23 protein-coding genes and 1 pseudogene are annotated in these 26,686 nt (G+C 58.2%); 14 read left to right on the top strand and 10 right to left on the bottom strand.

The genetic code is table 11. The features are described from left to right. Positions 1–165: 165 nt before the first annotated feature. The 7 genes from folK to dksA all read right to left on the bottom strand — a co-directional run bounded on the left by folK (position 166) and on the right by dksA (position 8,928). Entirely contained in the window at positions 166–648 is a 483-nt protein-coding gene (folK, locus tag QN377_RS17865; protein ID WP_095002565.1) for a 2-amino-4-hydroxy-6-hydroxymethyldihydropteridine diphosphokinase, read from the bottom strand. A gap of 3 nt (positions 649–651) precedes the next feature. Continuing rightward, a complete protein-coding gene (locus tag QN377_RS17860; RefSeq protein WP_095002566.1) occupies positions 652–2,046 on the bottom strand; it encodes a polynucleotide adenylyltransferase PcnB in 1,395 nt (464 codons plus the stop codon). Positions 2,047–2,781: 735 nt separating this feature from the next. Continuing rightward, positions 2,782–4,215, bottom strand: coding sequence for a sigma-54-dependent transcriptional regulator (locus QN377_RS17855; protein ID WP_095002567.1), 1,434 nt, complete (start codon positions 4,213–4,215; stop codon positions 2,782–2,784). A gap of 22 nt (positions 4,216–4,237) precedes the next feature. Beyond that, positions 4,238–7,192: a sensor histidine kinase gene (locus tag QN377_RS17850; RefSeq protein WP_176464293.1), complete on the bottom strand. Its 2,955-nt coding sequence runs from the start codon at positions 7,190–7,192 to the stop codon at positions 4,238–4,240. Beyond that, the gene (locus QN377_RS17845) at positions 7,176–7,352 is read right to left on the bottom strand and encodes a hypothetical protein (RefSeq protein ID WP_003176118.1); all 177 of its coding nucleotides are present in this window, start codon (positions 7,350–7,352) and stop codon (positions 7,176–7,178) included. The genes QN377_RS17850 and QN377_RS17845 overlap by 17 nt, the downstream gene beginning before the upstream one ends. 78 nt (positions 7,353–7,430) lie before the next feature. Further along, positions 7,431–8,318: a tRNA glutamyl-Q(34) synthetase GluQRS gene (gene gluQRS, locus QN377_RS17840; RefSeq protein WP_095018774.1), complete on the bottom strand. Its 888-nt coding sequence runs from the start codon at positions 8,316–8,318 to the stop codon at positions 7,431–7,433. A gap of 169 nt (positions 8,319–8,487) precedes the next feature. Continuing rightward, positions 8,488–8,928, bottom strand: a complete 441-nt coding sequence (gene dksA, locus QN377_RS17835; protein ID WP_016783419.1) for an RNA polymerase-binding protein DksA — start codon at positions 8,926–8,928, stop codon at positions 8,488–8,490. A 322-nt stretch (positions 8,929–9,250) separates the two neighbouring features. Between dksA and QN377_RS17830 the strand changes: the two genes are divergently transcribed. Together QN377_RS17830 and sfsA are read left to right on the top strand one after the other, a co-directional pair. After that, positions 9,251–10,423, top strand: a complete 1,173-nt coding sequence (locus QN377_RS17830; protein WP_095002570.1) for a pyridoxal phosphate-dependent aminotransferase — start codon at positions 9,251–9,253, stop codon at positions 10,421–10,423. Continuing rightward, entirely contained in the window at positions 10,423–11,130 is a 708-nt protein-coding gene (gene sfsA / locus QN377_RS17825) for a DNA/RNA nuclease SfsA (RefSeq protein ID WP_095002571.1), read from the top strand. The genes QN377_RS17830 and sfsA overlap by 1 nt, the downstream gene beginning before the upstream one ends. Here the strand turns inward: sfsA and QN377_RS17820 are convergent. Further along, complete coding sequence (locus QN377_RS17820) at positions 11,113–11,451, bottom strand: Rieske (2Fe-2S) protein (RefSeq protein WP_095002572.1); 339 nt, start codon at positions 11,449–11,451, stop codon at positions 11,113–11,115. The two genes, sfsA and QN377_RS17820, sit on opposite strands and share 18 nt — an antisense overlap. A 166-nt stretch (positions 11,452–11,617) precedes the next feature. Between QN377_RS17820 and QN377_RS17815 the strand changes: the two genes are divergently transcribed. From QN377_RS17815 to QN377_RS17805, 3 genes and pseudogenes are all read left to right on the top strand, one after another. Continuing rightward, positions 11,618–12,493: a heme/hemin ABC transporter substrate-binding protein gene (locus QN377_RS17815; RefSeq protein WP_095002573.1), complete on the top strand. Its 876-nt coding sequence runs from the start codon at positions 11,618–11,620 to the stop codon at positions 12,491–12,493. Between the two features lie 50 nt (positions 12,494–12,543). Continuing rightward, positions 12,544–13,527, top strand: a complete 984-nt coding sequence (locus QN377_RS17810; protein WP_169917069.1) for a FecCD family ABC transporter permease — start codon at positions 12,544–12,546, stop codon at positions 13,525–13,527. A 47-nt stretch (positions 13,528–13,574) separates the two neighbouring features. Further along, positions 13,575–14,294: pseudogene (locus tag QN377_RS17805) on the top strand (heme ABC transporter ATP-binding protein); the annotation flags it as partial. A gap of 221 nt (positions 14,295–14,515) precedes the next feature. Here the strand turns inward: QN377_RS17805 and QN377_RS17800 are convergent. Continuing rightward, positions 14,516–14,788 (bottom strand): TfoX/Sxy family protein, encoded by a 273-nt coding sequence (locus QN377_RS17800; RefSeq protein ID WP_095002576.1) that lies wholly within the window; start codon positions 14,786–14,788, stop codon positions 14,516–14,518. A gap of 312 nt (positions 14,789–15,100) precedes the next feature. Continuing rightward, entirely contained in the window at positions 15,101–16,657 is a 1,557-nt protein-coding gene (locus QN377_RS17795) for an AAA family ATPase (protein ID WP_095018776.1), read from the bottom strand. Between the two features lie 116 nt (positions 16,658–16,773). On the opposite strand from QN377_RS17795, the gene mrcB reads away from it, so the two are divergent. The 9 genes from mrcB (at position 16,774) to msrQ (ending at position 26,574) form a co-directional block, all read left to right on the top strand. Further along, positions 16,774–19,098 carry a penicillin-binding protein 1B gene (gene mrcB, locus QN377_RS17790; protein ID WP_095018777.1) on the top strand — a complete coding sequence of 775 codons (2,325 nt, stop codon included), beginning with the start codon at positions 16,774–16,776 and terminating at the stop codon, positions 19,096–19,098. 16 nt (positions 19,099–19,114) lie between these two features. Next, the gene (locus tag QN377_RS17785) at positions 19,115–19,852 is read left to right on the top strand and encodes a tetratricopeptide repeat protein (RefSeq protein WP_095018778.1); all 738 of its coding nucleotides are present in this window, start codon (positions 19,115–19,117) and stop codon (positions 19,850–19,852) included. Between the two features lie 5 nt (positions 19,853–19,857). Then, the gene (locus tag QN377_RS17780; protein WP_095002592.1) at positions 19,858–20,187 is read left to right on the top strand and encodes a YqcC family protein; all 330 of its coding nucleotides are present in this window, start codon (positions 19,858–19,860) and stop codon (positions 20,185–20,187) included. A gap of 409 nt (positions 20,188–20,596) precedes the next feature. Next, on the top strand, positions 20,597–22,321 hold the full coding sequence (locus tag QN377_RS17775) for an acetolactate synthase 3 large subunit (RefSeq protein ID WP_095018783.1): 1,725 nt from the start codon (positions 20,597–20,599) through the stop codon (positions 22,319–22,321). Positions 22,322–22,323: 2 nt separating this feature from the next. After that, positions 22,324–22,815 (top strand): acetolactate synthase small subunit, encoded by a 492-nt coding sequence (ilvN, locus tag QN377_RS17770; protein WP_016783407.1) that lies wholly within the window; start codon positions 22,324–22,326, stop codon positions 22,813–22,815. 49 nt (positions 22,816–22,864) lie between these two features. After that, positions 22,865–23,881, top strand: a complete 1,017-nt coding sequence (ilvC, locus tag QN377_RS17765; protein ID WP_095002580.1) for a ketol-acid reductoisomerase — start codon at positions 22,865–22,867, stop codon at positions 23,879–23,881. 144 nt (positions 23,882–24,025) lie between these two features. Then, complete coding sequence (gene pssA, locus QN377_RS17760; RefSeq protein WP_095002581.1) at positions 24,026–24,883, top strand: CDP-diacylglycerol--serine O-phosphatidyltransferase; 858 nt, start codon at positions 24,026–24,028, stop codon at positions 24,881–24,883. Between the two features lie 63 nt (positions 24,884–24,946). Beyond that, a complete protein-coding gene (gene msrP / locus QN377_RS17755; protein WP_095002582.1) occupies positions 24,947–25,960 on the top strand; it encodes a protein-methionine-sulfoxide reductase catalytic subunit MsrP in 1,014 nt (337 codons plus the stop codon). Continuing rightward, entirely contained in the window at positions 25,960–26,574 is a 615-nt protein-coding gene (gene msrQ / locus QN377_RS17750; protein ID WP_133144034.1) for a protein-methionine-sulfoxide reductase heme-binding subunit MsrQ, read from the top strand. The genes msrP and msrQ overlap by 1 nt, the downstream gene beginning before the upstream one ends. Positions 26,575–26,686: the final 112 nt, after the last annotated feature.

Here is a 26,686-nt window from a genome sequence, read left to right as displayed (position 1 = left end):
CGTTATGAACAGGCACACCTTTATAGAGGGCGCTTATAAAGCCTGCTTTTCACATTGCACCATCCTGTGGATGGCTGCGGGATGCCTATAGTCGTGACGAGGGCACTGGAAGTCAATTCCGGGTGTTACCGCAATGGTGTTACCCGGGTATTGATTCGATTCAGCTTAAGAGGGGATTCGCTCAAGCCCGATAAATGGGCAGTCATCGAGCAATTGCGCGAGCGTGCGGCCATCGGAGAGTTTCAGCGATGCTGGCGCCAGTTCGGCCAGCGGATACAGCACAAAAGGCCGGGCGTGCATGTGGTAGTGCGGGACTTTAAGGCGGGGCTCGTCGATCAGGCGATCGCCGAATAGCAAGATGTCCAGGTCCAGAGTGCGCGGGCCCCAACGTTCTTGACGCTCGCGTCCCTGGTCCAGTTCGATGGCCTGCAGGGCATCGAGCAGGTCCAGCGGCGCCAGCGAGCTGTCGATGGCCGCTACGGCATTGGTGTAGCGCGGCTGGCCAGGCAACAGCGAGTCGCTTTGATAAAATGCTGAAACCCCGATGAGTCGGGAGTCCGGCAATTGCGCCAGGGCCTGGACAGCACTGCGCAATTGATCCGCCGGGTCAGCCAGATTGCTGCCCATTCCAATGTAGACGCGCTCCATCGCTTACTCGTCCGCTGCGGCGCTGCGTTTACGCTTGGCACCGCTGGTACGGCGACGTTTGCGCGGTGCAGGGCCGGTACCGTCATCCTTGGCGTTGCTCAGGTCGCGGATCATCTCGCGGCGGCCGCTGTCATTGGCGTCCTGATAGTCGGTCCACCATTCGCCCAGGCCATTGGTCTGCTCGCCGGCGCTTTCACGCAAGAGCAAGAAGTCATACCCGGCACGGAAACGCGGGTTGTCGAGCAACATGTCGGCGCGTTTGCCGCTGCGACGCGGCAGGCGCTCCTGCATGTCCCAGATCTCGCGAATCGGCATGGTGAAGCGCTTGGGAATAGCAATACGCTGGCATTGCTCGGCGATCAGTTCATGGGCGGCTTCCTGCATGGCAGGAATGGGCGGCATGCCTTGATCTTGCAGGCGCAATACGCGTGCAGGCAACGCGGGCCACAACAGGGCGGCAAACAGGAAGGCCGGGGTCACCGGTTTGCCCTGTTTGATGCGCAGATCAGTGTTGCGCAAGGCTTCGCTGATCAGGGTGTGGGTGTAGGTCGGGTTGTGCTCCAGTGCTTCGGCGCTGGCCGGGAACAGAGGGTCGAACAACTCGAGGTCAACCAGCATCTCGAAGGTGTCGGAAGCGTTACCGGAGAGGAACAGCTTGAGCACTTCTTCGAACAGGCGCGCGGAAGGGATTTCCCGCAGCATCGGCGCCAGTTCGCGGATTGGTTCGGCGGTGTGCTTTTCGATACCAAAGTTGAGCTTGGCGGCAAAGCGCACGGCGCGCAGCATGCGAACCGGGTCTTCCTGGTAGCGCTGTTGCGGGTCGCCGATCAGGCGCAGCAAGCGGTTGCGGATATCGTGTACGCCATTGGCGTAATCGAGGATGCGCTCGCTGACCGGGTCGTAGTACAGGGCGTTGATCGTGAAGTCACGACGCTGGGCGTCTTCTTCAAGGGTGCCGTAGACGTTGTCGCGCAAGATGCGCCCGCTTTCGTTACGCGAGGACTGGTTGCTGTCTTCCTCTTCGTCGTTTTGCGGGTGATTGGCACGGAAGGTCGCGACTTCAATGATTTCGCGGCCAAAGTGGATATGCACCAACTTGAAACGACGACCGATGATTCGCGCATTGCGAAATTCGGCGCGCACTTGCTCGGGCGTGGCGCTGGTGGCGACGTCAAAGTCTTTTGGCGTGATATTGAGCAGCATGTCGCGTACGCAACCGCCAACCAGATAGGCCTGGTAACCGGCGTTCTGCAGGCGTTCGACGATATTGACCGCGTAGCGGCTGAACTGGGCACGTTGCAGCGAGTGTTGGCTGCTGTTGAGCACTTCAGGGGTGCTGCGCAGTTGTTGCGTACGACGCTTGGGAGAACGGAATGACTGGAACAGCTTCTTCAGCATGGGATGCACTGTTTGAAGGAATGTTCGGCCAAAACGAAGAATGACCGCATGATGGGCGGGGATTCTAGCATTTAGTCAGGGGATGGTGTAGGACGCTTAGCCGCTCTTGCGAGCGAAGCTGCAAGCCGTAAGCATAAATAGCTGTAAGAGGCGCGGTTTAGACGGTTGCGAGGGGATTTGTTAAATCGCAGAAACCACAAGGGGAGCCGAAGCTCCCCCAGAATTAGTTGCGTGCTCTATTTTTATTATTGATTGCGGGCTTTTTGTTTTTGTTAATCGCCCTGGTTACAAAGGTCTTGCCTGTGCAACCCTCCCAATCGGGAGATAAGAGCAAACGGATTGCTTTGGTCGCTGCGTTGATGTGATCAATGATCCAACCAGTTCAGGCTCTGCTTTAAGTGCAGTTTTTGTTGTTCTCTGCCTGGTCGCGGGGCAAGCCCCATTTACAACACCTCTCCAAAACAATCAGTTAGCTGCGCCTCCGCCGTGTTGTTCTTGTTATGCGTGAGCCGATACGTCTTATTTTTATTGTGTGCTGCTGTGATTCTTATTGTTCTTGTACGAATACATATAGCAGGGTGCGTGCCAACTTTTGTGCGGCCCAGCAAAATAAGGGGTTTTCAGGGTTTTGGCCTTTTTCCGGGCAAAAAAAAGCCGGGTCATCGTTACCGTAAGACCCGGCTTTTGTTACGTGATTTAACAGAGGTAACAGTTGGTTACCTCTGGCGCTGTTACCTAGCCCTCGCTTGGCACGCCGGTTTTGCGTCGCGGGATTCCCAGACGCTGACGTCGCTCCCACAAGCATTTGCGGCTGACCCCCAGTTTTCGAGCCAGTTCGGTCTCGGTCATATGGTCCTGATGCTCAAGGACGAAGTGCTGGAAGTAGTCTTCCAGTGACAGGTCCTCGGTGGGATCAAGGCTGGTGTTACCGTTACTGATGCTCTGCTGCGGGGCCAGGCCGATGAAGTCATCGTCTTGCAGGTCGCTCAGTTCAATATCGATACCCAGCAGTTCAGCCGAGATTTCCGGGCTTTCACAGAGGATCACCGCGCGCTCCACAGCGTTTTCCAGCTCGCGCACGTTACCCGGCCATGAGTAATGGCTGATCGCCCGTTCGGCATCAGGGGCGAATTTGAGGTCGGTGCGACCCACGCGAGCACTTTGGCGGGCGAGGAAGGCGTTGGCGATTTCGTTGACGTCAGCGCCACGTTCACGCAGCGCAGGCAGCTTGAGCGCGATAACGTGCAGGCGGTAGTACAGGTCTTCGCGGAACTGACCTACCTTGGCCAGGCTTTTCAAGTCGCGGTGGGTCGCGGCAATCAGGCGAACATCGACCTTTTGCGACTGTACCGAGCCAACCCGGCGAATCTCGCCTTCCTGCAGCACGCGCAGCAGTCGGGCTTGGGCCTCAAGCGGCAATTCGCCGATTTCATCGAGGAACAGCGTGCCGCCATCGGCCGCTTCAACCAGACCGGCACGGCCAGCGCTGGCGCCGGTAAACGCGCCTTTTTCGTGGCCGAACAGTTCGGACTCGATCAGGGATTCCGGGATGGCCGCGCAGTTGACCGAGATCATCGGTGCTTTGGCGCGGCGCGACAGGTTGTGCAGGGCGCGGGCTACCAGCTCTTTACCTGTGCCGGATTCACCCTGGATCAGCACATTGGAGTCAGTGGGCGCTACTTTGCGAATCTTGCTGTACATGTCCAGCATTGGCGGGCACGAACCGATGATGCCGATTTCACCGTTGCTGTTATCCACCGTGTTTTTGTCAGCGGTGCCTGCTTTGGCAGGGCGTTCGGCCGGCGCGCTCTGGGTGTTTTGCCGGTCACGCAGAATGCGCGCCACCGCTTGCAGCATTTCGTCGTGATCAAAAGGTTTGGCGATGTAGTCCACCGCGCCCATTTTCATCGAGTCCACGGCCGAGCGCAGGCTGGCATAGCTGGTCATGATCAGCACCGGCTTGCCCTGGCCAAGCTTGATCAGCTCGGTCCCCGGAGCGCCGGGCAGGCGCAGGTCGCTGACAATCAAGTCAAACGACGGGATGCTGAACTGCTCCTGCGCCTCTTGCACCGAGCCAGCCTCGCTGACCTGGTATTGATTGCGCTCCAGTAAGCGGCGTAGGGCGGAGCGGATGATGGTTTCATCTTCGACGATCAAAATATGCGGCATTGATTCGGTTCTCTCGACGGTCTCAGTTCACAGCGGACGTCGCTTCGACATGACGCGGTAGTGTCACCCGGATACGGGTTCCGCGTTGGCTGTGAATGTCAGCCGGGCTGTCGATGGTGATTTGTCCATAATGCTCTTCAACGATGGAATAGACCAGTGCAAGGCCCAGACCTGTACCTTCGCCAGGGTCCTTGGTGGTGAAAAACGGTTCGAACAACCGGTCCATGATGTTCTGCGGAATGCCAGTGCCTTCATCTTCCACAATAAGGTCGACGGTGTGCTCGCTGGCCTCGCTCTTGACCCGTACGGCACTGCCGGCAGGCGTCGCGTCGCGGGCGTTGGAGAGCAGGTTGATCAATACCTGGGCGAGCCGCTGCGGGTCGCCGTCGACCCAGTGGTCCGGGTCGCACAGGTTGTAGAATTGCACTTCGAAATTGCGTCGGTTCAGGGCCAGCAGGCCAATGGCATCCTGGGCTACTTCGGCCAGACAGACGGGCTCGTCATTGTGTTGATGGCTGCCGGCATGGGCGAAGCTCATCAGAGACTGGACGATGCGTGAGATGCGTTTGGTCTGTTCAAGTATCTGGCTGCTGATTTCGGTCAGTTCGCTATCGTCTTCGCGTTCCTCGCGCAGGTTCTGCGCCAGGCAGGCAATGCCGGTGACCGGGTTGCCGATTTCGTGAGCCACCCCTGCCGCCAGCCGCCCGATGCTGGCCAGGCGCTCGGAGTGCACCAGCTTGTCTTCGAGCATCTGGGTTTCCGTCAGGTCCTCGACCAGCAGCACCAGGCCGCTGTTACCCGGTGCCAGCGGCTCGTCAATGGCGGCTTTGTGCAGGTTGAGCCAGCGGGTCTGGCCATCAAGGGCCAGGTGCTGCTTGTGCAAGTGTTCGTCCGGCAGGTCGATAAAACCTTGCAGCAACTCGCGCCATGGATCGCCCAGGGTACCCAGGCGCGAACCCACCACGCGCTGGGCCGGGATGCCGGTCAACTCTTCCATGGCCTTGTTCCACATCAGGATCTCTTGATCCTTGGCCAGTGAACACACGCCCATCGGCAACTCTTGCAGGGTCTGGCGGTGATAACGGCGCAAGGCGTCGAGCTCGGCTGCCAGCCCGGTAAGGCGTGAGTGGTAGTCCTCAAGCCGGCTTTCGATAAAGTGAATGTCCTCGGTAACGTAGTTTTCGCCGCCGGACTTGTAGGGCAAAAAGGTTTCGACCATATCTTGTGCGACGCTGGGGCCCATCAGGCCGGAAAGGTTGGCTTCGATCCTGTCGCGCAGGCGTCGCAAGGCATAGGGGCGACGTTCATCGAAAGGCAGGAAAAGGTCACGCAGCGCCTGTTCGACTTCTTTTTGCGCCGCTTTGGCGCCCAGAGGTTTGGCCAGCTGAGTAGCGAACTCCTGCGGGGAGGCCGCGTGCAGCTCGCGACGTTGCGGGCGGCGTACGTTATCCACAGCACAGGCTTCGGCGGCACTGGCTTCTTCAGGGCTGGCGTTGGTGAACAGGGAAATCAGGGTGAACATCAGCACGTTGGCCGCCAGCGAGGCGATGGCTGCCATGTGCCAGCTGGTATCGTCCAGCACATAGATCATGTTCAACCACGGGATATAGAAGCCCTGGAAGTTTCCGATCAGCGGGAACAGCATGCTCGCCATCCACACCAGTATCCCGGCCAGCAGACCGGCAATAAAGCCACGTCGGTTGGCCGTCGGCCAGTACAGTACCGAGAGCACGCCCGGCAAAAACTGCAACGTGGCGACAAAGGCCACGATGCCGAGGTTGGCCAGATCCTGCTCGGCGCCCAGCAGCAGGTAGAAACCGTAGCCGGCCATGATAATGGCAACGATCAGGGCGCGGCGGGTCCACTTCAGCCAGCGGTAGATATTACCTTCGGCGGGCGGTTGATAAAGCGGCAGCACCAGGTGGTTGAGGGCCATGCCCGAAAGCGCCAGGGTGGTGACGATAATCAGCCCGCTGGAGGCCGAAAGCCCGCCCACATAGGCCAGCAGCGCCAGGGGTTTGCTGTTGGCGGCAATACCGATACCGAGTGTGAAGTATTCCGGATTGGTGGTGGCGCCCAGCTTGAGGCCGGCCCACAGGATCAGCGGCACGGCCAGGCTCATCAGCAACAGGAACAGCGGCAGGCCCCAGCTGGCGCTGACCAGCCCGCGCGGGTTGAGGTTCTCGGTGAAGGTCATGTGATACATGTGCGGCATCACAATGGCCGAGGCGAAAAATACCAGCAGCAGGGTGCGCCATGGCCCTTCTTGAAGCGGTGTGTGCAGTGCGGCGAGGGCGGTCTGGTTTTGCAGCAGCCAGACTTCCAGCTGTTGCGGGCCATCGAACACGCCATAAAGCGCGTAAAGGCCCACACCGCCAATGGCGATCAGCTTGATCACCGACTCAAAGGCAATGGCGAATACCAGGCCTTCGTGTTTCTCACGGGTGGCTATATGCCGAGAGCCGAAGAAGATCGTAAACAGGGTGATCAGTGCGCAGAAGCTCAGGGCTACGCGGTGTTGCACCGGCTCGCGGGTGAGGATGCTGATGGAGTCGGCCACGGCCTGGATTTGCAGGGCCAATAGCGGTAACACGCCTATCAGCATGAAAATCGTGGTCAGGGCTCCGGCCCAGGTGCTGCGGAAGCGAAAGGCGAACAGGTCGGCCAGCGATGAGAGCTGGTAGGTGCGGGTGATTTTTAGAATGGGGTAAAGCAACACAGGCGCCAGCAGAAAAGCCCCGGAAACCCCAAGGTAGCTGGACAAAAAGCCGTAGCCATATTCGTAAGCCAGCCCCACTGTGCCGTAGAACGCCCAGGCACTGGCGTAAACGCCTAAAGATAGGGTGTAGGTCAGCGGGTGACGAATGATTGCGCGCGGGATCATGCCGCGTTCACTGATCCAGGCCACGCCAAACAGCACCAGCAGGTAGGCGGCGCTGATCAGGATCATCTGGGTCAGGCTAAAGCTCATCGGCATCTTTTTGGCTCTGCAGAATAAAGGTCACAACGATCAGAATCAGCCAGAGCAGATAGGGCCGGTACCAGGCGCCTGTCGCATCGATCCACCAATCCATGATGGCGGGAGAAAACAGGTAGATCCCGACAACCAGCAACAGGACCAATCGATAGATATACATCCCGCCCTCACTTTTACAGGCCGCATGCCCAAAAACGTGCGGCGATGGTAACGGATGGCTGGCAACCTGCAAGGGCTGTCAGCGTAATTGCGCCTCGGCGAGGGTCAGTGTGCGTGGGATATTGGCGGCGTTCCAGTGGGCAATGCCCCAATCCAGCACCTCACGCGGGGTAGCGTCGTTCAGGTGTTGCTCTGTTGTCTGACCCAGAGCACGCAAGGCCCGCAGCAGCAGCGGGGTGGCCTGCTCCGGGGTCAGGGGCGGTGAGCGATAGGATTTGCCGAGTTTGTGGCCATCAGGCTGCACGATCAGCGGCACATGCAGATAGCGCGGTTGTGACAAACCCAGCAACTCTTGCAGGTAAAGTTGGCGCGGGGTGGAGTCGAGCAGGTCGGCGCCACGCACGATATCGGTCACACCCTGGGCGGCATCATCGAGCACCACCGCCAATTGGTAGGCATAGAGACCGTCGCGGCGACGAATCACGAAATCACCGACATCGCGCCCCAGGTGCTGGCGGAACTCGCCCTGAACCCGGTCGGTGAAGGCATATTCCAGCTCAGGGACGCGAATGCGGATGGCTGCGTTATCCATTGAGTGCCCGGCATTGCGGCAAAAGCCGGGGTAAATGCCGTTGTAACCTTCCAGCTGTTTGCGTGAACAGGTGCAGGCGTAGGCCAGGCCCATGCTGAACAACCGGTTTAGCACGTGCGCATAGGCTTCGTGGCGCTCGCTTTGACGGACCAGTTCGCCGTCCCATTCAAAACCGTAGCGCTCAAGGGCATCGAGAATCGCGGCCTGGGCGCCGGGCATTTCCCGCGGCGGATCGAGATCTTCCATGCGCAGCAACCAGCGGCCACCTACGGAGCGGGCATCGAGGTATGACGCAAGGGCGGCGACCAACGAGCCAAAATGCAGATGGCCGCTGGGCGTAGGGGCGAAGCGCCCGATATAGGAGGGTGCAGTCATGGACGTGGGCCGATTTCTTGTGGGAGCGGGTTTGCTCGCGATGGGGCAACCCGGTTTGGAACCTTTGGCGCGGTGATGCTATCGCGAGCAAGCCCGCTCCCACGCAGGGCACTGAAATTTCACAAACAAAAATGGGGCGTTCGCACGCCCCATCTGGTCAAGTTGGCGATTACTTGCCGACTTGTTTTTCCTTGATTTCAGCCAAGGTCTTGCAGTCTACGCACATGTCGGCAGTAGGGCGGGCCTCGAGTCGACGGATACCGATTTCGACGCCGCAGGATTCGCACCAGCCATATTCTTCGTCTTCAATCAGTTGCAGCGTCTTGTCGATTTTCTTGATCAGCTTGCGCTCGCGATCGCGGGCGCGCAGTTCCAGGCTGAATTCTTCTTCCTGGCTCGCGCGGTCGGATGGGTCAGGAAAGTTTGCCGCTTCGTCTTTCATATGATCAACGGTGCGGTCGACTTCCTGCATCAAGTCCTGTTTCCACTTTTGCAGAATCTTGGTGAAGTGTTTACGCATGGGCTCGCCCATGTACTCTTCACCCTTCTTTTCAACGTAGGGTTCGAAGCCGCTAAGTTGAGTATTCTGTTGCTTTGCTTGTGTGGGCATGAAATGGACCGCCTCTCATTCTTCTAATCCATTGCGCAGGATTGCAACATCACCGACACCTGCCGGCCCTGCGGCTGCAAGCGGGCGAACTTACCAGATCAAATCGGGCTGCGCTACTCCCGCATGTCCAGCCCGTTCTCAGGGTATGTGTGCAGAGCCTGTGGTGCTTGAGATTAGTGGCTAATTAATAATTTTAGTCGAGCTATGACTAAAGGCCGGGTTGTTTGGTTCTATCGGCAAGTGGGCTAAGACCGTAATTAGCTCTCTCTTATAGCACTGCTTGGGTAGAATCGGCTTTTTGCTTACCCAGGAAGGCAGGCTCATGGCTCAGTCATACAGTGCGCGCAGCCGCGCAATCGAACCGTTCCACGTGATGGCGTTGTTGGCGCGGGCCAATGAGTTGCAGGCTGCCGGGCACGATGTGATTCACCTGGAAATCGGCGAGCCGGACTTCACCACGGCCGAGCCGATCATTGCTGCCGGCCAGGCTGCCCTGGCCGCCGGCAAAACCCGTTATACCGCCGCCCGTGGCCTGCCGGAACTGCGTGAAGCGATCAGCGGGTTTTACCGGCAGCGCTATGGCTTGAATATCGACCCCGGGCGAATTCTTATAACGCCCGGTGGTTCTGGTGCCCTGTTACTGGCTTCCAGCCTGCTGGTTGATCCGGGTAAACATTGGTTGCTAGCAGACCCAGGCTACCCATGTAACCGACATTTCCTGCGTTTGGTAGAGGGGGCGGCCCAACTGGTGCCTGTAGGCCCCGATGTGCGCTATCAACTCACAGCCGAACTGGTCGAACGCCACTGGAACCAGGACAGCGTAGGCGCGTTGGTGGCGTCCCCGGCCAATCCGACCGGCACACTGTTGAGTCGTGACGAACTGGCAGCCCTGTCTGCAGCGGTCAAGGCCCGCAATGGGCATCTGGTGGTGGATGAGATCTATCACGGCCTGACCTATGGCTGTGATGCGGCGAGTGTGCTGGAAGTTGATGACAGCGCGTTTGTGCTTAATAGTTTTTCCAAGTATTTCGGCATGACCGGCTGGCGCCTGGGCTGGCTGGTGGCGCCGCCTGAGGCAGTGGCCGACCTGGAGAAACTCGCACAGAATCTCTATATCAGCGCGCCAAGCATGGCCCAGTACGCAGCATTGGCCTGCTTCGAACCGCAGACCCTGGCGATTCTGGAAGAGCGTCGGGCCGAGTTTGGCCGTCGTCGCGATTTTCTGTTGCCGGCCTTGCGCGAGCTGGGCTTTGGCATTGCGGTTGAGCCTGAAGGTGCGTTTTACCTGTATGCCGACATCAGCGCGTTTGGCGGTGATGCCTTCGCGTTTTGTCAGCATTTTCTGGAAACCCAGCACATCGCCTTTACCCCAGGCCTGGATTTCGGCCGTTACAAATCCGGGCATCATGTACGCTTTGCCTATACCCAAAATTTGCCACGCCTGCAGGAAGCTGTTGAGCGGATTGCCCGTGGCCTCAAGAGCTGGAAGGGCTGATGCGTTTTTCACCTGAACTGGAAGAAGGGCGCCTGATCAAGCGCTATAAGCGCTTTTTGGCGGATATCGAAACCAGCGCTGGCGAGTTGATGACCATCCACTGCCCGAACACCGGTTCCATGCTCAATTGCATGGTCGAGGGTGGTCAGGTGTGGTTCAGTCGTTCCAACGACCCCAAGCGCAAGTTGCCGGGTACCTGGGAAATCAGCCAAACCCCGCAAGGACGGCTGGCGTGCGTGAACACCGGGCGCGCCAATCACTTGATCGAAGAGGCGCTGCTGGCCGGGGTGATTACCGAGCTGGAGGGTTTTACCGCGCTCAAGCGCGAGGTCCCTTACGGGCAGGAAAAAAGTCGCATCGATTTTCGCCTTGAGTACCCGCAGGGCTTTGCCTATGTCGAGGTCAAGAGTGTCACCCTGGGGTTTGACGGTTCCCGTGTCGCGGCATTTCCGGATGCCGTGACCCAGCGTGGCGCCAAGCATCTGCGCGAGCTGGCGACCCTGGCGAAGGAGGGCGTGCGTGCAGTGCAGTTGTATTGCGTCAACCTGACGGGGATCGATGCGGTGCGTCCGGCTGAAGAAATCGACCCGGGTTATGCCGCTGCCCTGCGCGAGGCTGTGGCGGCCGGGGTGCAGGTGCTGGCTTATGGGGTCAGCCTGACATCGGATGCTGTAGTGGTTGATCGCCGTCTAGACGTCATCCTCTGAGGCTTGCGGTGTAATCCAGATCCCTTGGCTGTCTTCACGGCAGTCGAGGGCTGTCAGAAATTGTCCCGCGCAGGGCCCGGCCACGCATTCCCCGCTTTCGATCAGGAACAATGCTGCGTGGGTTGAACACTGGATCAGGCTGGCGCTGGGATCGAGAAACTGGTCGGGTTGCCATTCCAGTGCCACCCCGCGATGGGGACAGCGGTTTTTGTAGGCATACACCCGGCCCTCCCGGCGAGTGATCAGCAGCCGCACTTCATCCAGCTCAAAGCCACGGCTGGTACCTTCGCTCAGTGCGTGCGATGAGCATAAAAACTTCATGACAATCCTTAATAACAGCTAAACGGTTGAGTCGATGACGCGTTTCTGAGCGGGTTAACAGGTTGACGTGCAAATGCAAACAATTATCAAATGGCGGCTTGCTCTGCATGTGCTGTTTTCACAGCGTGAAAATTGTGAGCCCTCTTTATTCAAGGAAAGCCTCTGTATGCGCCTGAGTACCCGCCTGATTACGTTCTGTGCAGGCCTTATGATCAGTCATGTCAGCCTGGCTGGCGAGTTGCCACAACGTTGGGTCAGCGCCGGAGGAGCGCTTTCGGAGTGGGTCAGCGTATTGGGTGCGGAGTCTAAATTGGTTGGGGTCGATACCACCAGCCAGCATCCTGAATCACTCAAGTCGCTGCCCAGTATCGGCTATCAGCGCCAACTCTCGGCAGAAGGTGTCCTGAGCCTGAAGCCGGATGTGCTGATCGGCACTGAAGAAATGGGCCCGGCCGCGGTGTTGTTGCAGATTCGCGGTGCCGGTGTGCCGGTGGAGATGTTTTCGGCCCAGGCAGACCTTGCCAGCCTTGAGGGCACCTTGCAGCATTTGGGGCGCCTGCTGGGGGATGAGGCGCAGGCAGCGCAAGTGTTCAAGGACTACCAGCAGCAACTGGAAGAGCATCAACAGCAGGTCAAGGCCGCACAAGCCAGTCATCAGGCGCCCGGGGTATTGCTGCTGTTGGGCCATGCCGGTGGTAAACCGATGATTGCTGGCAAAGATACGGCGGCGGACTGGCTGCTGACGCAAGCGGGGGGACATAACCTGGCGACCCACAGCGGTTACAAGCCGTTTTCGGTGGAAGCGCTGGCGGGGCTCAACCCTGAAGTGCTGGTATTTGCCGACCGCAGCCTGACCGGTGAGGCGGCGCGCAAAGCGCTTATGAAAGAAAACCCGGTATTGGCATCTATACGCGCCGCTAAAAATGGCCGTGTCTATGAGCTGGACCCGACGCTGCTGGTGGGTGGCCTGGGGCCGCGTCTGCCGGAACGGCTGAAGCAACTGACGGCTGAGTTCTATCCCGCGGTTCCGGTCAGCCAATGAGGACGTTGGTTAAACCCCGGGCCCTGTTTACAGGTTTGAGCGCGTTGTGCCTGTTGTCGATCTGGCTGTCGCTGGCACTGGGGCCGGTGAGCCTGCCGTTGTTTGACACCTTGCGCGCGGCACTGCGCCTGATCGGGGTGCCGATTGCGGGTGAAGGCCTGGAGCAGGCCGAATTGATCCTGGGGCAGATCCGCTTGCCGCGAACCTTGTTGGGGCTGGCGGTGGGTGGCGTGCTGGCGCTCTCAGGTGTAGCCATGCAGGGGTTGTTTCGCAACCCGCTGGCCGATCCGGGGTTGGTCGGCGTATCCAGCGGCGCCGCCCTCGGGGCGGCGATCGCGATTGTCGGCGGGGCTGCTTTTGGCGGGTTGCCGGAAGTGATGGGCCCGTACCTGCTGTCGCTGTGTGCGTTTATCGGTGGTTTGGGGGTGACGGCGCTGGTGTATCGGTTGGGCCGGCGCAACGGTCAGACCAATGTGGCGGTGATGTTGCTTGCGGGCATTGCCCTGACAGCCTTGGCTGGTTCTGCTGTGGGTTTGTTTACCTATCTCGCCGATGACGCGACCTTGCGCACCCTGACATTCTGGAACCTGGGCAGTCTCAATGGCGCCAGCTATGCACGGCTGTGGCCACTGTTGATTGTGACGGTGGGGGTCGCACTGTGGCTGCCCCGGCGGGCGAATGCGCTCAATGCACTGCTGTTGGGGGAATCCGAAGCCAATCACCTGGGCATCGACGTTGAAGGCCTGAAGCGCGAACTGGTGTTCTGCACGGCCCTGGGGGTGGGGGCCGCTGTGGCAGCGGCAGGCATGATTGGCTTTATCGGGCTGGTGGTGCCGCATCTGGTGCGACTGCTGGCGGGGCCTGATCACCGGGTGCTGTTGCCTGCTTCGGTACTGGCGGGGGCCACCTTGTTGCTGTTTGCCGACTTGATCGCTCGCCTGGCGCTGGCGCCAGCCGAACTGCCCATCGGGATTGTTACTGCGTTTCTCGGTGCACCTTTCTTCCTGTATTTGCTGATGCGAGGACGCCACTGATGCTGCGTACGGAAAACCTGCAGATCCGTCGCGATCAGAAAATCGTGCTGGCGGATGTCACCCTTGATGTACGCCCGGGGGAAGTACTGGGTGTGCTCGGCCCCAATGGCGCGGGTAAAAGTACCCTGCTGGCGGCCTTGTGCGGGGAGCTGGCGCCGAGTGGCGGGCAGGTCTGGCTGGATGAGCTGGCCTTGAGCCACTGGAAGGGCGCGCAGCGGGCACAACGCCTCGCTGTCCTGCCGCAAACCTCGACCCTGGATTTTGCCTTTCGCGTTGAAGAAGTGGTGGGCATGGGCCGACTGCCTCATCAGACGGGTCGCACTCGCGACGCCGAAATAATCCATGAGGCATTGCAGGCCGCCGATGTTGAGCATCTTGCGGGGCGCAGCTACCTGGCCTTATCGGGGGGCGAGCGTCAGCGTGTGCATCTGGCACGGGTACTGGCGCAATTATGGCCGGGGCAAAACGGGCAGACCCTGTTGCTTGATGAACCCACTTCAATGCTCGACCCCTTGCATCAGCACACCACGCTCAAGGCCATTCGGGCATTTGCTGATCGCGGCGCCGCGGTGTTGATCATCCTGCATGACCTTAACCTGGCGGCGCGTTACTGTGACCGCTTGCTCTTGCTGGAACAGGGGCGCCCACGGGCTCTGGATTGCCCGCAAGCGGTATTGCAGCCGGATGAGCTCAAGGCCGTGTTTGGGCTCGATGTTTTAGTGCAGCCGCACCCGGAGCTGGGTTGCCCGATGGTAATTGCTCGCTGAGCAGCCGCCCAGGCACTTTTCCACAGGCAAAAAAAGACCCGGCAAGAGCCGGGTCAAATAACCGTGATTAGCCTGATGAGGAGATTTTCTGAGAGTCCGAACCAAGGGCCTTTCAGAAGATCGACTGGTCTCGCGACCAGATGTCGTAATCATAACAATTCTCATTACCAAGTCAACAACTGTTTTTTACCGTTCATCGTGTTCGTTGCCAGCCTGCCGTATCAGGCCTTTTTCAGTGTGGCCAGATGCTCGACTTGCTGATTGAGGGCCTCTTTGCGTTCTGCAGGAATATCGTTCCAGTGAACATCCAGCAGGGCACCTTCGATAGCATATAAAAGTACTTTGGAGGCTCTGAACCCTCGAGCCTTCACCGCCCGGTAGGCATCCACTGCGCCCAGGCGCTTCAAGTCCGCGGCACTGTGAATGCCAACAGCGTGCAGCCATTGTGAAGAGGTCTTGCCAAGATTTTTCAAATGCTGGAGTTCATCGTTCATCAGCTCTCCTTGCGACGGCGTGAGCTCAGCGTTTACGGGGTATGTTGACTCTATTGAGTGTAGCGCTCAGTAGGAAATTCGTAGTCCGTTAGTCGGTTTTGGAACAAGGCGGAGTTGGAATTGAGCGAATGTGCTGTAGTAAGGCGCAAATCAGTTCCCTGGACCCAAGAGGGTAGAGCGCCCATGACCATTCAATCCACCTTATCGACTGTGAAACGCCAGCGCCGGAGCTGATGTCGTATTTGTGTTAACGGGCGATGTTACGCAGGTAAACGCCGTGAAACCGTTGCGGTTCCACGGCGAACATGGACCTTACAGGCCCGGCAAGCGCTGGCGAATGTCGGCAATCAGAGTGTCGAGGCTTTTGCTGTTGTGGGTTTCAACACGCTTGCTGCGCAGGATCTCATCAGCGCCCAGCGCTTCGCGGCTGGCTTGCTGAGCTTTGACTACTTCCAGGGTGGCGTCAGACGGGTCGGTACCCACGGACTTGCGATGGGCCAGCCAGCCTTCGATCACGGCGTCCGGGGCGGTGCAGTCAAGGATCAGGCAAGGAACACCTGTCGCTTCGGCCACTTTGGCGGCCGCATCGCGCTGCTCACGCTTGAGGTAAGTGGCATCGATCACCACCGGGAAGCCTGCACGCAGGACGATGCCGGCCAGTTCATGCAGTTTATTGTAGGTAGCTGCGCTGGCATCGGCGTTGTAGATGCCATCGCCGACTGCGTTTTCTGCCGTCTGCTGACCGAACAGTTGCTTGCGGATGACGTCTGAGCGCAGGCGAATCGCCCCCAAAGCTTCAACCAGTCGCATGGCTACCGAGCTTTTACCTACAGCCGAAACACCGTGCGTAATGGTCAGAAAACGTGAAGGAATCGTGCTGTAGCTCTCTGCCAGGTTCGCGTAGTTGCGGTATTGACGCAGAGTGGCTGCGCGCTGCACAGGGCTGGCTTCGGCAGGCATGCTGAACAGGCTGACTTTGGCGCGAACCAGTGCGCGGTAGGCCTTGTAGAAGTTCAGCAGCTCCAGGCCCTGATAATCACCAGTCAGTTCCAGGTACTGGCTGACGAAACGGCGGGCCAGGCATTTCAGGCCGCGGTCTTCGAGGTCCATCGCCAGGAAGGCGGTATCGGCGTAGACGTCGGTGAAGCGGAACGGTTCGTTGAACTCGATGCAGTCGAAAATCACTACTTTGCCGTCAATCATCGTGGCATTGCCCAGGTGAATGTCACCGTGGCATTCGCGAATGAAGCCTTGGGCCTTGCGCTGTTCGAACAGCGGCTTGAGGCGGGTGAAGCTGGCCTCTGCCCAGGCCTGGAGTGCTTCCAGTTGCAACAGGTCGGCTTTGTCCGAAAGGAACGGGCGAATTTGTTCGAAGTTCTGACGAACCGGGTCCATTACCGCCTCAGGCGTGCCCTGGTAGTGCGCAGCAGGCACATGGGGCGCCTGCATGTGGAAGCGGGCGATCTGCTGGGCCATTTCGTCGACATGGCCGGCATTCAGTTCGCCATTGGCTTGCAGTGTGCTCAGCAGCTGGCTTTGCGGAAACTGGCGCATTTTCAACGCGTATTCAATGGCCGGGCCTTCACCACCGAATGCTGGTACGTCGGCGCTGCCGGTGATCGGCAGCACGTCCAGGTACAGGCCTTCGGTCAGGCGCTGGTTGAGACGCAACTCTTCATTGCAGAAGTGTTCGCGGCCACTGAGTTCGGTGAAGTCAAGAAAGCCGAAGTTGACCGGTTTCTTCAATTTATAGGCATACGGCCCGGTAAGGATGACCCAGGAGATATGCGTCTCGATAACCTGAAATCCTTCGACTTCATGGGGATAGAGGTCCGGGTTTTGCAGGGCGGCAATCAGGTTCTGGCTCACGGTTGATCCTTCAAGGTCGGGAATATTCGATGCGCCATTATGGCGGCTGGCAGCGGGAGTGCAAACCGCCGGGCTGCGCATGATGAACATGAATAAAGTGCGTATAATCTCGCGCCATGACTCGTACCCGATCTCCTCGTTCCCGTTCCAAACGTCCCTCTGGCGGCCTCAGGCCCTGGCTGGGCTGGGCAATCAAGCTCAGTCTGGTCGGCCTGGTGGTGCTGGCAGGTTTTGCCGTCTATCTGGATGCCATCGTTCAGGAGAAATTCTCCGGAAAGCGCTGGACCATCCCGGCCAAGGTGTATGCGCGCCCGCTGGAGCTGTTCGTCGGCCAGAAGCTGAGCAAGAACGACTTCCTCACCGAGCTCGATGCGCTGGGTTATCGCCGTGAAAGCGTGGCCAACGGCCCGGGCGCGGCATCCGTCAATGGCAACACGGTTGACCTCAATACCCGTGGCTTTCAGTTTTATGAAGGTGCCGAGCAGGCGCAGCCGGTGCGGGTAAGATTTTCTGGCGACTATGTTGCCGAGCTTTCCTCGACCAATGGTTCCAAACTGCCGGTGGTGCGCCTTGAGCCGCTGCTGATTGGCGGCATGTACCCGAAAAACCTTGAAGACCGGATCCTGATCAATATCGATCAGGTACCGCCGTTTCTGCTGGAAACCCTGGTCACCGTCGAGGACAGGGACTTCTATCACCATTTCGGGGTGTCGCCCAAGTCGATTGCACGCGCCATGTGGGTCAATACCTCGGCCGGGCAAATGCGCCAGGGCGGCAGTACCTTGACCCAGCAACTGGTCAAGAACTTCTACCTGACCAACGAACGCAGCCTGAGCCGCAAGCTGACCGAAGCAATGATGGCGCTGCTGCTTGAGTTGCACTATGACAAGCGCGAAATCCTTGAGGCGTACCTCAACGAGGTGTTTGTCGGCCAGGACGGTCAACGCGCGGTGCACGGTTTCGGTCTGGCCAGCCAGTTCTTCTTCAGCCAGCCGCTGGCCGAGCTCAAGTTGCACCAGGTAGCACTGCTGGTCGGTATGGTTAAAGGGCCCTCGGCCTATAACCCGCGGCGTTACCCCGAGCGTGCGCTTGTACGACGTAATCTGGTGCTCGACCTGCTCGAGCAGCAAGGTGTTGCAACGCCCGAGCAAGTGTCTGCAGCGAAAAAAATGCCTTTGGGCGTGACCAAGCGCGGCAGTCTGGCAGACAGCTCGTTCCCGGGGTTCCTGGATCTGGTCAAGCGTCAGCTGCGTGAAGACTACCGCGACGAAGACTTGACCGAAGAAGGGCTGCGAATCTTCACCAGCTTCGACCCGATCCTGCAGATGAAGTCCGAAGCTGCGGTGGGCGAGACCTTCAAGCGTCTGGCCGGGCGCAAGGGCGCGGATGAAGTGGAAGCCGCCATGGTGGTGACCAACCCTGAAACCGGCGAAGTCCAGGCACTGATCGGCAGTCGTGCGCCAGGCTACGCAGGTTTCAACCGTGCACTGGATGCGGTGCGACCGATTGGCTCGCTGATCAAGCCTGCGGTCTATCTCACAGCACTTGAGCGGCCGAGCAAGTACACGCTGACCAGTTGGCTGTCGGATGAGCCATTGTCGATCAAAGGCGCTGATGGTCAGATCTGGAAGCCTCAGAACTATGACCGCCGCTCTCACGGTACGATTTTCCTCTATCAGTCCATGATGAACTCCTACAACCTCGGTACGGTAAGGCTGGGGCAGGAAGTCGGCGTGCCTAATGTACTCAAGACCCTGGCGCGACTGGGTGTGGAGCGCGAGTTTCCGGCATTCCCGTCCATGTTGCTGGGGGCTGGTGCCTTGAGCCCGATGGAAGTGGCGACCATGTACCAGACCTTGGCCAACGGCGGCTTCAATACGCCGATGCGCGGCATTCGCAGCGTGCTGACAGCCGAAGGCGAGCCGCTCAAACGTTACCCGTTCCAGATCCAGCAACGCTTTGACCCTGGCTCGATCTTTCTGATCCAGAACGCCATGCAGCATGTGATGCGCGAAGGTACGGGGCGCTCGGTTTATAACGTGCTGCCCAAGAGTCTCGCGTTGGCGGGCAAGACCGGCACCAGTAACGATTCCCGTGACAGCTGGTTTGCCGGCTTTAGTCAGGACTTGCTGGCAGTGGTCTGGCTGGGGCGCGATGACAACGGCAAAACCCCGTTCACGGGGGCAACCGGTGCCTTGCAGGTGTGGACCAGCTTTATGAAGAAGGCTGACCCGCTGCCGCTCGACATGCCTCAGCCCGATAACATTGTGCAGGCCTGGATTGATCCGCATACCGGTCAAGGATCGGATGCCGGCTGCCCTGGCGCGGTACAGATGCCGTATATTCGCGGCAGTGAACCGCCAGCTGGTGCCAGTTGTGGTGGGCAAGAGCCCGCCACCGGTGAAGCCGTGATGGATTGGGTCAAGGGCTGGTTGAATTAAGCAAAGAGGGTATGACGTGAATAAGTTGTGGATTGCGGCTGTTTCAGCCCTGGCTTTGCTCAATGGTTGTGCCAGCGTGCCGCAGGGGTCCATCCCTGTGGTCGATTCTGGTGTTGCGGTGTCGAATAACGAGCGTGTTTCGGCCCAGCGTACGGCGGGGAATTATCCACAGGCCACTGCGCCGCGTGCCGCTCAGGCACGTACGATTACCGAGGACTCGGGGGTTGTGGTGATGATTCCGGGCGGCGCTGCCAGTGTGTCGACGCCGATCAGCACCCAGCCATTTACGCCGGGGCCGATCACCCCCGGCCCTGCCGCAGCCCCCATCAACACAGGTAGCTACACACCGGGCGCGGCCTACAGTGCCCCGACGGCCATTACCCCCAGCGGCATTCCGTCGAACAGCGGCGGCCTGGCTGCCGACGAGCAACTGGATGGCCCGGTGCTGGCGCTGCTTACCACCGCTCAGCAACAACAGGCGAGCGGCGACTTGAACGGCGCTTCATCGAGCCTTGAGCGTGCCCAGCGCGTGGCCCCTCGTGAGCCTCAGGTGCTTTATCGTCTGGCTCAGGTGCGTATGGCCCAGGGCGATGCCGCCCAGGCTGAGCAGTTTGCCCGCCGTGGTTTGACGTTCGCTAGTGGTCGTCCGGATTTGCAGGCGAGCTTGTGGGGTTTGATTGCCCAGGCCCGTGAGAAGCAAGGTGATGCCGCTGGTGCTGCATTGGCCCGTCAAAAAGCCAAGGTGAGCCTCTGATGGTCATGGATGCACGCACATCTGAAGTTGCCGGATTCCTGCTGCTGATCGAACACGAAATGCGCACCCAGGGCTTGTGGAGTGACAAGGTCCCGACCGAACACGACCTTTCCAGCCTGGAGCCGTTCAGTGTCGATCGCCTGGATTTTGAGCAATGGGTGCAGTGGATCTTCCTGCCGAAGATGAAAACCATCGTCGAACGGGGGCAGCCTCTGCCCAGTGTCTCGGGTATTTGGCATATGGCTGAGCATGTGTTTGCCCAGCGTCGTGGCAACTGGAAACCCTTGCTCAAGCATTTCCAAGACTTTGACCACCTGATCAGCCCTGCCTCCTGAGGTCATGGCTGCCAGTTTTTACTGGCAGCCATCCATTTTCTTGTTGGCTTCTGTCATTTTGCGCGTTTTTTTGTGCGTTCCTGTCGATTTATGCAAATAAATTGAATTGATGGCTTGACTTGGACAGGCCTAATGACAAGAATCGAACTCCCGCTGTAGAGGGGCTGCCAGAAGCAGGCTCTCTCAGCAGATCATGAGGCGCACACCCGCGCCGACCTGTTACACCCGCAACGCGTTACCTCGCGCTGGGTGGGAAACCCCCGCAATACTTGGGGAGTTCCCAATACTTGCTCAGTCAGTGCTGACGTAGTCGGCGACCACCGTCGCTCATGCTCTGCTGAAAAGTAAACCTATTAAGACCCGTTCGTATTTTTGTGGACGGTATTCTGGCGTTTTAGAGGTGAACAACGTGGAGCTTTTGTCTGGTGGTGAGATGCTCGTCCGCTTTTTGCGCGACGAAGGTGTCAAATATATCTACGGGTACCCAGGTGGTGCTCTCCTGCATGTCTACGACGCACTGTTCAAAGAGCCGGAAGTTACCCACATCCTGGTTCGTCATGAACAAGCTGCAACCCATATGGCTGACGGCTACGCCCGTGCCACCGGTAAAGCCGGTGTAGTACTGGTGACTTCCGGGCCGGGTGCTACCAACGCCATCACCGGTATTGCCACTGCCTACATGGACTCCATTCCGATGGTGATCATTTCGGGCCAGGTGCCTAGTACCATGGTCGGAACTGATGCCTTCCAGGAAACCGACATGATCGGTATCTCCCGGCCCATCGTGAAGCACAGCTTCATGATCAAGCATGCTTCGGAAATCCCGGAAGTCATGAAAAAGGCGTTCTACCTGGCGCAATCCGGCCGTCCTGGTCCGGTCGTGGTCGATATCCCGAAAGACATGACCAACCCGGCCGAAAAATTCGAATACGTTTTCCCGAAAAAAGCCAAGCTGCGCTCCTACAGCCCGGCCTTGCGTGGCCACTCCGGCCAGATCCGCAAGGCGGCAGAGATGCTGCTGGCGGCCAGGCGCCCTGTGCTTTACGCAGGCGGCGGGGTTATTTTGGGCGGTGGCTCGGAGCCACTGACCGAGCTGGCAAAAATGCTCAACGTGCCCGTGACCAATACGCTGATGGGCCTGGGTGCATACCCTGGCACCGACCGTCAGTTTATCGGCATGCTTGGCATGCATGGCAGCTTCACGGCCAACATGGCGATGCACAACGCAGACGTGATCCTTGCGGTAGGTGCACGCTTCGATGACCGGGTCATCAACGGCCCGTCCAAGTTCTGCCCGAATGCCAAGATCATCCATATCGATATCGACCCGGCGTCCATCTCCAAAACCATCAAGGCGGACGTGCCGATCGTAGGCCCTGTTGAGAGCGTGCTGACCGAAATGGTCGCCATCCTCAAGGACATCGGCGACAAGCCAAACCCGGAAGCGGTTGCCAGCTGGTGGAAGCAAATCGACGAGTGGCGCGGAGACGGTGACCTGTTCCCTTACAACAAGGGCGACGGCAGCCAGATCAAGCCTCAGGCTGTTATCGAGATGCTCTGCGAAGTGACCAAGGGCGATGCCTATGTAACGTCCGATGTGGGGCAGCACCAGATGTTCGCGGCCCAGTACTACCGCTTCAACAAGCCCAACCGCTGGATCAACTCCGGAGGCCTGGGCACCATGGGCTTCGGTTTCCCGGCTGCGATGGGGGTAAAACTGAGCTTCCCTGATGCTGACGTTGCCTGCGTGACAGGCGAGGGCAGTATTCAGATGAACATTCAGGAATTGTCCACCTGTCTGCAGTACGGCTTGCCCGTCAAAATCGTCAGCCTCAACAACGGAGTGCTGGGGATGGTGCGTCAGTGGCAGGACATGAACTACGGCAGTCGTCACTCCCATTCGTATATGGAATCGCTGCCTGATTTCGTCAAGCTGGCTGAAGCTTACGGGCATGTAGGTATCCGGATCACCGATCTGAAAGACCTCAAGCCGAAAATGGAAGAAGCCTTTGCCATGAAGGATCGCCTGGTGTTCCTGGATATTCAGGTTGATACCAGTGAGCACGTTTATCCGATGCAGATCAAAGATGGCTCCATGCGCGACATGTGGCTGAGCAAGACGGAGCGTACTTAATCATGCGGCACATTATTTCCTTGCTTCTTGAAAACGAACCGGGCGCATTGTCTCGCGTTGTCGGGCTTTTTTCGCAACGCAACTACAACATCGAAAGCCTGACCGTGGCACCAACAGAAGACCCGACCCTGTCGCGTCTGACCCTGACCACGGTGGGGCATGATGAAGTGATCGAGCAGATCACCAAAAACCTGAACAAGCTGATCGAAGTGGTCAAGCTGGTGGATCTGTCGGAAAGCGCTCACATCGAGCGCGAACTGATGTTGGTCAAGGTCAAGGCAACGGGTGCACAGCGCGCAGAAATCAAACGCACCACGGATATTTTCCGTGGGCAGATCGTTGATGTCAGCGCCAGTGTGTATACCGTGCAGTTGACAGGCACCAGTGAGAAGCTCGACAGTTTCATTCAGTCGATTGGAACCGCCTCGATCCTGGAAACAGTTCGCAGTGGCGTCACCGGGATTGCCCGTGGCGACAAAGTACTCAGCATCTAAAACTAACAAGTGCTAATTGGCCTGAATGGCCTGGATATAAGGGAAAATCATGAAAGTTTATTACGACAAAGACTGCGACCTTTCGATCATCCAGGGCAAAAAAGTAGCCATCATCGGTTACGGCTCCCAGGGTCACGCTCAAGCCTGCAACCTGAAAGATTCCGGCGTTGACGTTACCGTTGGCCTGCGCAAGGGTTCGGCCACTGTCGCCAAGGCTGAAGCTCATGGCCTGAAAGTAACTGACGTTGCCAGCGCTGTTGCCGCTGCGGACCTGGTCATGATTCTGACCCCGGACGAGTTCCAGTCCGCGCTGTACAAAAATGAAATCGAACCGAACATCAAGAAGGGCGCCACCCTGGCCTTCTCCCACGGTTTCGCGATTCACTACAACCAGGTTGTGCCGCGTGCCGACCTCGACGTGATCATGATCGCGCCAAAAGCGCCAGGTCACACCGTTCGTTCCGAGTTCGTACGTGGCGGTGGCATCCCTGACCTGATCGCTATCTACCAGGATGCGTCGGGCAACGCCAAGAACCTGGCCCTGTCTTATGCTTCGGGCGTAGGCGGCGGTCGTACCGGCATCATCGAAACCACGTTCAAGGACGAAACCGAAACCGACCTGTTCGGCGAGCAGGCAGTTCTGTGTGGCGGTACTGTTGAACTGGTTAAGGCTGGCTTTGAAACTCTGGTTGAAGCCGGTTACGCGCCAGAAATGGCTTACTTCGAGTGCCTGCACGAATTGAAGTTGATCGTTGACCTCATGTACGAAGGCGGTATCGCCAACATGAACTACTCGATCTCCAACAACGCCGAATACGGCGAGTACGTGACTGGCCCTGAGGTCATCAACGCTGAATCCCGTCAGGCAATGCGTAACGCTCTGAAACGCATCCAGGACGGTGAATACGCGAAAATGTTCATCAGCGAGGGTGCTACCGGCTACCCTTCGATGACTGCCAAGCGTCGCAACAACGCCGCTCACGGTATCGAAGTCATTGGCGGGCAACTGCGCTCGATGATGCCTTGGATCGGCGCCAACAAAATCGTTGACCAGGCAAAGAACTAAGTTCCCAGCCTGTAGAGAAAACGCGGCCTAGGCCGCGTTTTTTCGTTTAAGCGGCGGCTTCTGGTATAAAGCAGGATCGTTTGCGGGTGCGTGTTGGCCCCAAGCTTCTACCGAAACTTTCCATATCGTTGCAAGGTAATGTCCATGAGCGAACGTCCCGAAGAGCCAAAAGCGGCTTCAGACGCCGATAGCCTGCTGCCTATCGATGAGCATGTCGAAGAAGGGCATGACGCCGAAGGCCGAAAAGTCCGGCATCGTGGTATCTATCTGCTGCCGAACCTTTTCACCACTGCGAACCTGTTCGCCGGTTTTTACTCCATCATCAGTTCCATGAGTGCGCAAAGTGCCATGAGTGCGGGTGATACTGCTGGGGCCAGCAAATACTTTGCCTTTGCAGCCATCGCCATTTTTGTCGCCATGGTGCTCGACGGTCTTGATGGCCGTGTAGCCCGCATGACCAATACCGAAAGTGCCTTTGGTGCCGAGTACGATTCCTTGTCGGACATGGTTGCCTTTGGTGTTGCCCCTGCGTTGCTGGCTTTTGGCTGGGCACTGGGGGACATGGGCAAGGTCGGCTGGATGGTTGCCTTCATCTATGTTGCGGGCGCGGCCTTACGTCTGGCGCGTTTCAATACCCAGGTAGGTACAGCGGACAAACGCTACTTTATCGGCCTGGCCAGCCCGGCGGCGGCTGGTGTGGTGGCGGGTATCGTATGGGCATTCAGTGATTACGGTATCCAGGGTTCGAAAATGTCGTTCCTGGTTGCCTTGCTCGTAGCGGCAGCCGGCATGCTGATGGTCAGCAATATCAAGTACAACAGCTTCAAGGAACTGGACTTGAAAGGGCGTGTTCCTTTTGTGGCGATTCTGGCTGTGGTACTGGTCTTCGCGGTTGTGTTCAGCGATCCGCCGCGCATTCTGTTGCTGGCCTTCCTGGCATATGCGGCATCGGGGCCGATCCAGTACTTGCTGCGTTTGCGTCGTAACAAAAACGCCGAGTGATGTAATTTCTCCCATACTCCGTAGTCTATTGGTGCATCAGCCCTCCAATACTGCGGAGTTGTCATGCTCATCAAGCTGCCTAAAGCGTCCGACTGCAAAGAGTCGGACGTTACGCCTGAATCCTTCTATTTATCCCGTCGCGCATTGTTGGGTAGTTCGCTTGCCGGATTGGCTGTGGGCGCGCTTCCACGTTTGGCCAGTGCCGAAGATGCGGTGCGCTATGCAGATGTTGAACCGGGCAAGGCTCCAGCCTGGTTTGCCGACAAGCTAGCGCAGACCAAATGGCAGGCCGTCACGGTGAAGGGGGAGGCGATCACGCCTTTCAAGGATGCGACCCACTACAACAACTTCTATGAGTTCGGCACTGACAAGGGGGATCCGGCGCAAAATGCTGGTGCCTTGAAAACCGAGCCCTGGACTGTGGTAGTCGACGGGGAGGTGGGCAAACCGGGTCGTTACGCGCTGGAAGACTTCATGAAGCCTTATCAGTTGGAGGAGCGGATTTATCGTCTGCGTTGTGTAGAGGCCTGGTCGATGGTGATCCCGTGGATGGGATTTCCCATTTCGGCATTGCTCAAGCAGGTGGAGCCAACCTCCAAAGCCAGGTACATCCGTTTTGAAACATTGCAGGATCCTAAGGTCATGCCGGGGCAGCGTTCGGGTTTTGCATTGATTGACTGGCCGTATGTAGAAGGGTTACGGCTGGATGAGGCGATGAATCCGTTGGCGATTTTGGCGGTGGGCATGTATGGCCGCGAATTGCCCAATCAAAATGGCGCGCCGCTACGGTTGGTGGTGCCCTGGAAGTATGGTTTCAAAAGCGTGAAATCCATCGTGCGTATCAGTCTGGTCGAGGATCAGCCAAAAACCACCTGGCAAAGCATTGCTGCGGATGAGTACGGCTTCTATGCCAACGTGAATCCGCAAGTTGATCATCCGCGTTGGACACAGGCGCGTGAGCGACGCTTGCCGAGCGGTCTGTTCAGTCCCAATGTGCGCGATACGCAGATGTTCAACGGTTACGCCGATGAGGTTGCTTCTTTATATACAGGCCTGGATCTGCGGAAGAACTACTGATGAAGCATCTACCTTGGCGCCTTGGCGTCTTTATCGTGGTGGCCATCTGGCCTTTGTATTGGTTGTACGAGGCCTGGATCTTTGCCTTGGGGCCAGACCCGGGAAAGGTGTTGGTCGATCGTCTGGGGCTGGGAACGTTGATACTGCTGTTGGTGACGTTGAGCATGACGCCGATGCATAGACTGACGGGCTGGTCGGGCTGGGTCACGGTGCGTCGACAGCTCGGCTTGTGGTGTTTTGCCTATGTGGTGCTGCATCTGTGTGCCTACCTGACTTTCGTGCTGGGGTTTGACTGGTCGCAGTTGGGTGTTGAGCTAAGCAAGCGTCCCTACATTATTGTCGGCAGCCTGGGGTTCTTGTGTTTACTGGCGTTGGCGGTGACGTCGAATCGCTACAGTCAGCGACGCTTGGGCACGCGCTGGAAGAAGCTCCATCGTCTGGTGTATGTGGTAGTGGGCTTGGGGTTGCTGCATATGCTCTGGATAGTGCGGGCGGACCTCAAGGAATGGTCGATTTATGCCTGTATAGGTGCAGGTCTGCTGGCACTGCGCATACCGATGGTGAAGAGCCGGATTCCGCGTCTATATAAGAAGAAATCAGCTTCTGCGATTTAAGTTCAAATTAGTGCTTGACCCTAGATTCAAACGGCCTATAATTCGCCCCACTTCCGGCGCAGTCGAAACGGAAAACTCCTTGAGTTTCAATGAGTTGGACGGTTTTCGGCGG

Source organism: Pseudomonas sp. CCC4.1 (genome assembly GCF_035019225.1).
GTDB lineage: Bacteria > Pseudomonadota > Gammaproteobacteria > Pseudomonadales > Pseudomonadaceae > Aquipseudomonas > Aquipseudomonas bubulae.
This window is presented reverse-complemented; position numbering and strand designations above follow the sequence as displayed.

Bases quoted from the DNA above. Each gene is read 5' to 3' on its own strand.
- folK (WP_095002565.1), bottom strand. From the start codon at position 648: ATGGAGCGCGTCTACATTGGAATGGGCAGCAATCTGGCTGACCCGGCG.
- QN377_RS17860 (WP_095002566.1), bottom strand. From the start codon at position 2,046: ATGCTGAAGAAGCTGTTCCAGTCATTCCGTTCTCCCAAGCGTCGTACG.
- QN377_RS17855 (WP_095002567.1), bottom strand. From the start codon at position 4,215: ATGCCGCATATTTTGATCGTCGAAGATGAAACCATCATCCGCTCCGCC.
- QN377_RS17850 (WP_176464293.1), bottom strand. From the start codon at position 7,192: ATGCCGATGAGCTTTAGCCTGACCCAGATGATCCTGATCAGCGCCGCC.
- QN377_RS17845 (WP_003176118.1), bottom strand. From the start codon at position 7,352: ATGTATATCTATCGATTGGTCCTGTTGCTGGTTGTCGGGATCTACCTG.
- gluQRS (WP_095018774.1), bottom strand. From the start codon at position 8,318: ATGACTGCACCCTCCTATATCGGGCGCTTCGCCCCTACGCCCAGCGGC.
- dksA (WP_016783419.1), bottom strand. From the start codon at position 8,928: ATGCCCACACAAGCAAAGCAACAGAATACTCAACTTAGCGGCTTCGAA.
- QN377_RS17830 (WP_095002570.1), top strand. From the start codon at position 9,251: ATGGCTCAGTCATACAGTGCGCGCAGCCGCGCAATCGAACCGTTCCAC.
- sfsA (WP_095002571.1), top strand. From the start codon at position 10,423: ATGCGTTTTTCACCTGAACTGGAAGAAGGGCGCCTGATCAAGCGCTAT.
- QN377_RS17820 (WP_095002572.1), bottom strand. From the start codon at position 11,451: ATGAAGTTTTTATGCTCATCGCACGCACTGAGCGAAGGTACCAGCCGT.
- QN377_RS17815 (WP_095002573.1), top strand. From the start codon at position 11,618: ATGCGCCTGAGTACCCGCCTGATTACGTTCTGTGCAGGCCTTATGATC.
- QN377_RS17800 (WP_095002576.1), bottom strand. From the start codon at position 14,788: ATGAACGATGAACTCCAGCATTTGAAAAATCTTGGCAAGACCTCTTCA.
- mrcB (WP_095018777.1), top strand. From the start codon at position 16,774: ATGACTCGTACCCGATCTCCTCGTTCCCGTTCCAAACGTCCCTCTGGC.
- QN377_RS17780 (WP_095002592.1), top strand. From the start codon at position 19,858: ATGGATGCACGCACATCTGAAGTTGCCGGATTCCTGCTGCTGATCGAA.
- ilvN (WP_016783407.1), top strand. From the start codon at position 22,324: ATGCGGCACATTATTTCCTTGCTTCTTGAAAACGAACCGGGCGCATTG.
- ilvC (WP_095002580.1), top strand. From the start codon at position 22,865: ATGAAAGTTTATTACGACAAAGACTGCGACCTTTCGATCATCCAGGGC.
- pssA (WP_095002581.1), top strand. From the start codon at position 24,026: ATGAGCGAACGTCCCGAAGAGCCAAAAGCGGCTTCAGACGCCGATAGC.
- msrP (WP_095002582.1), top strand. From the start codon at position 24,947: ATGCTCATCAAGCTGCCTAAAGCGTCCGACTGCAAAGAGTCGGACGTT.
- msrQ (WP_133144034.1), top strand. From the start codon at position 25,960: ATGAAGCATCTACCTTGGCGCCTTGGCGTCTTTATCGTGGTGGCCATC.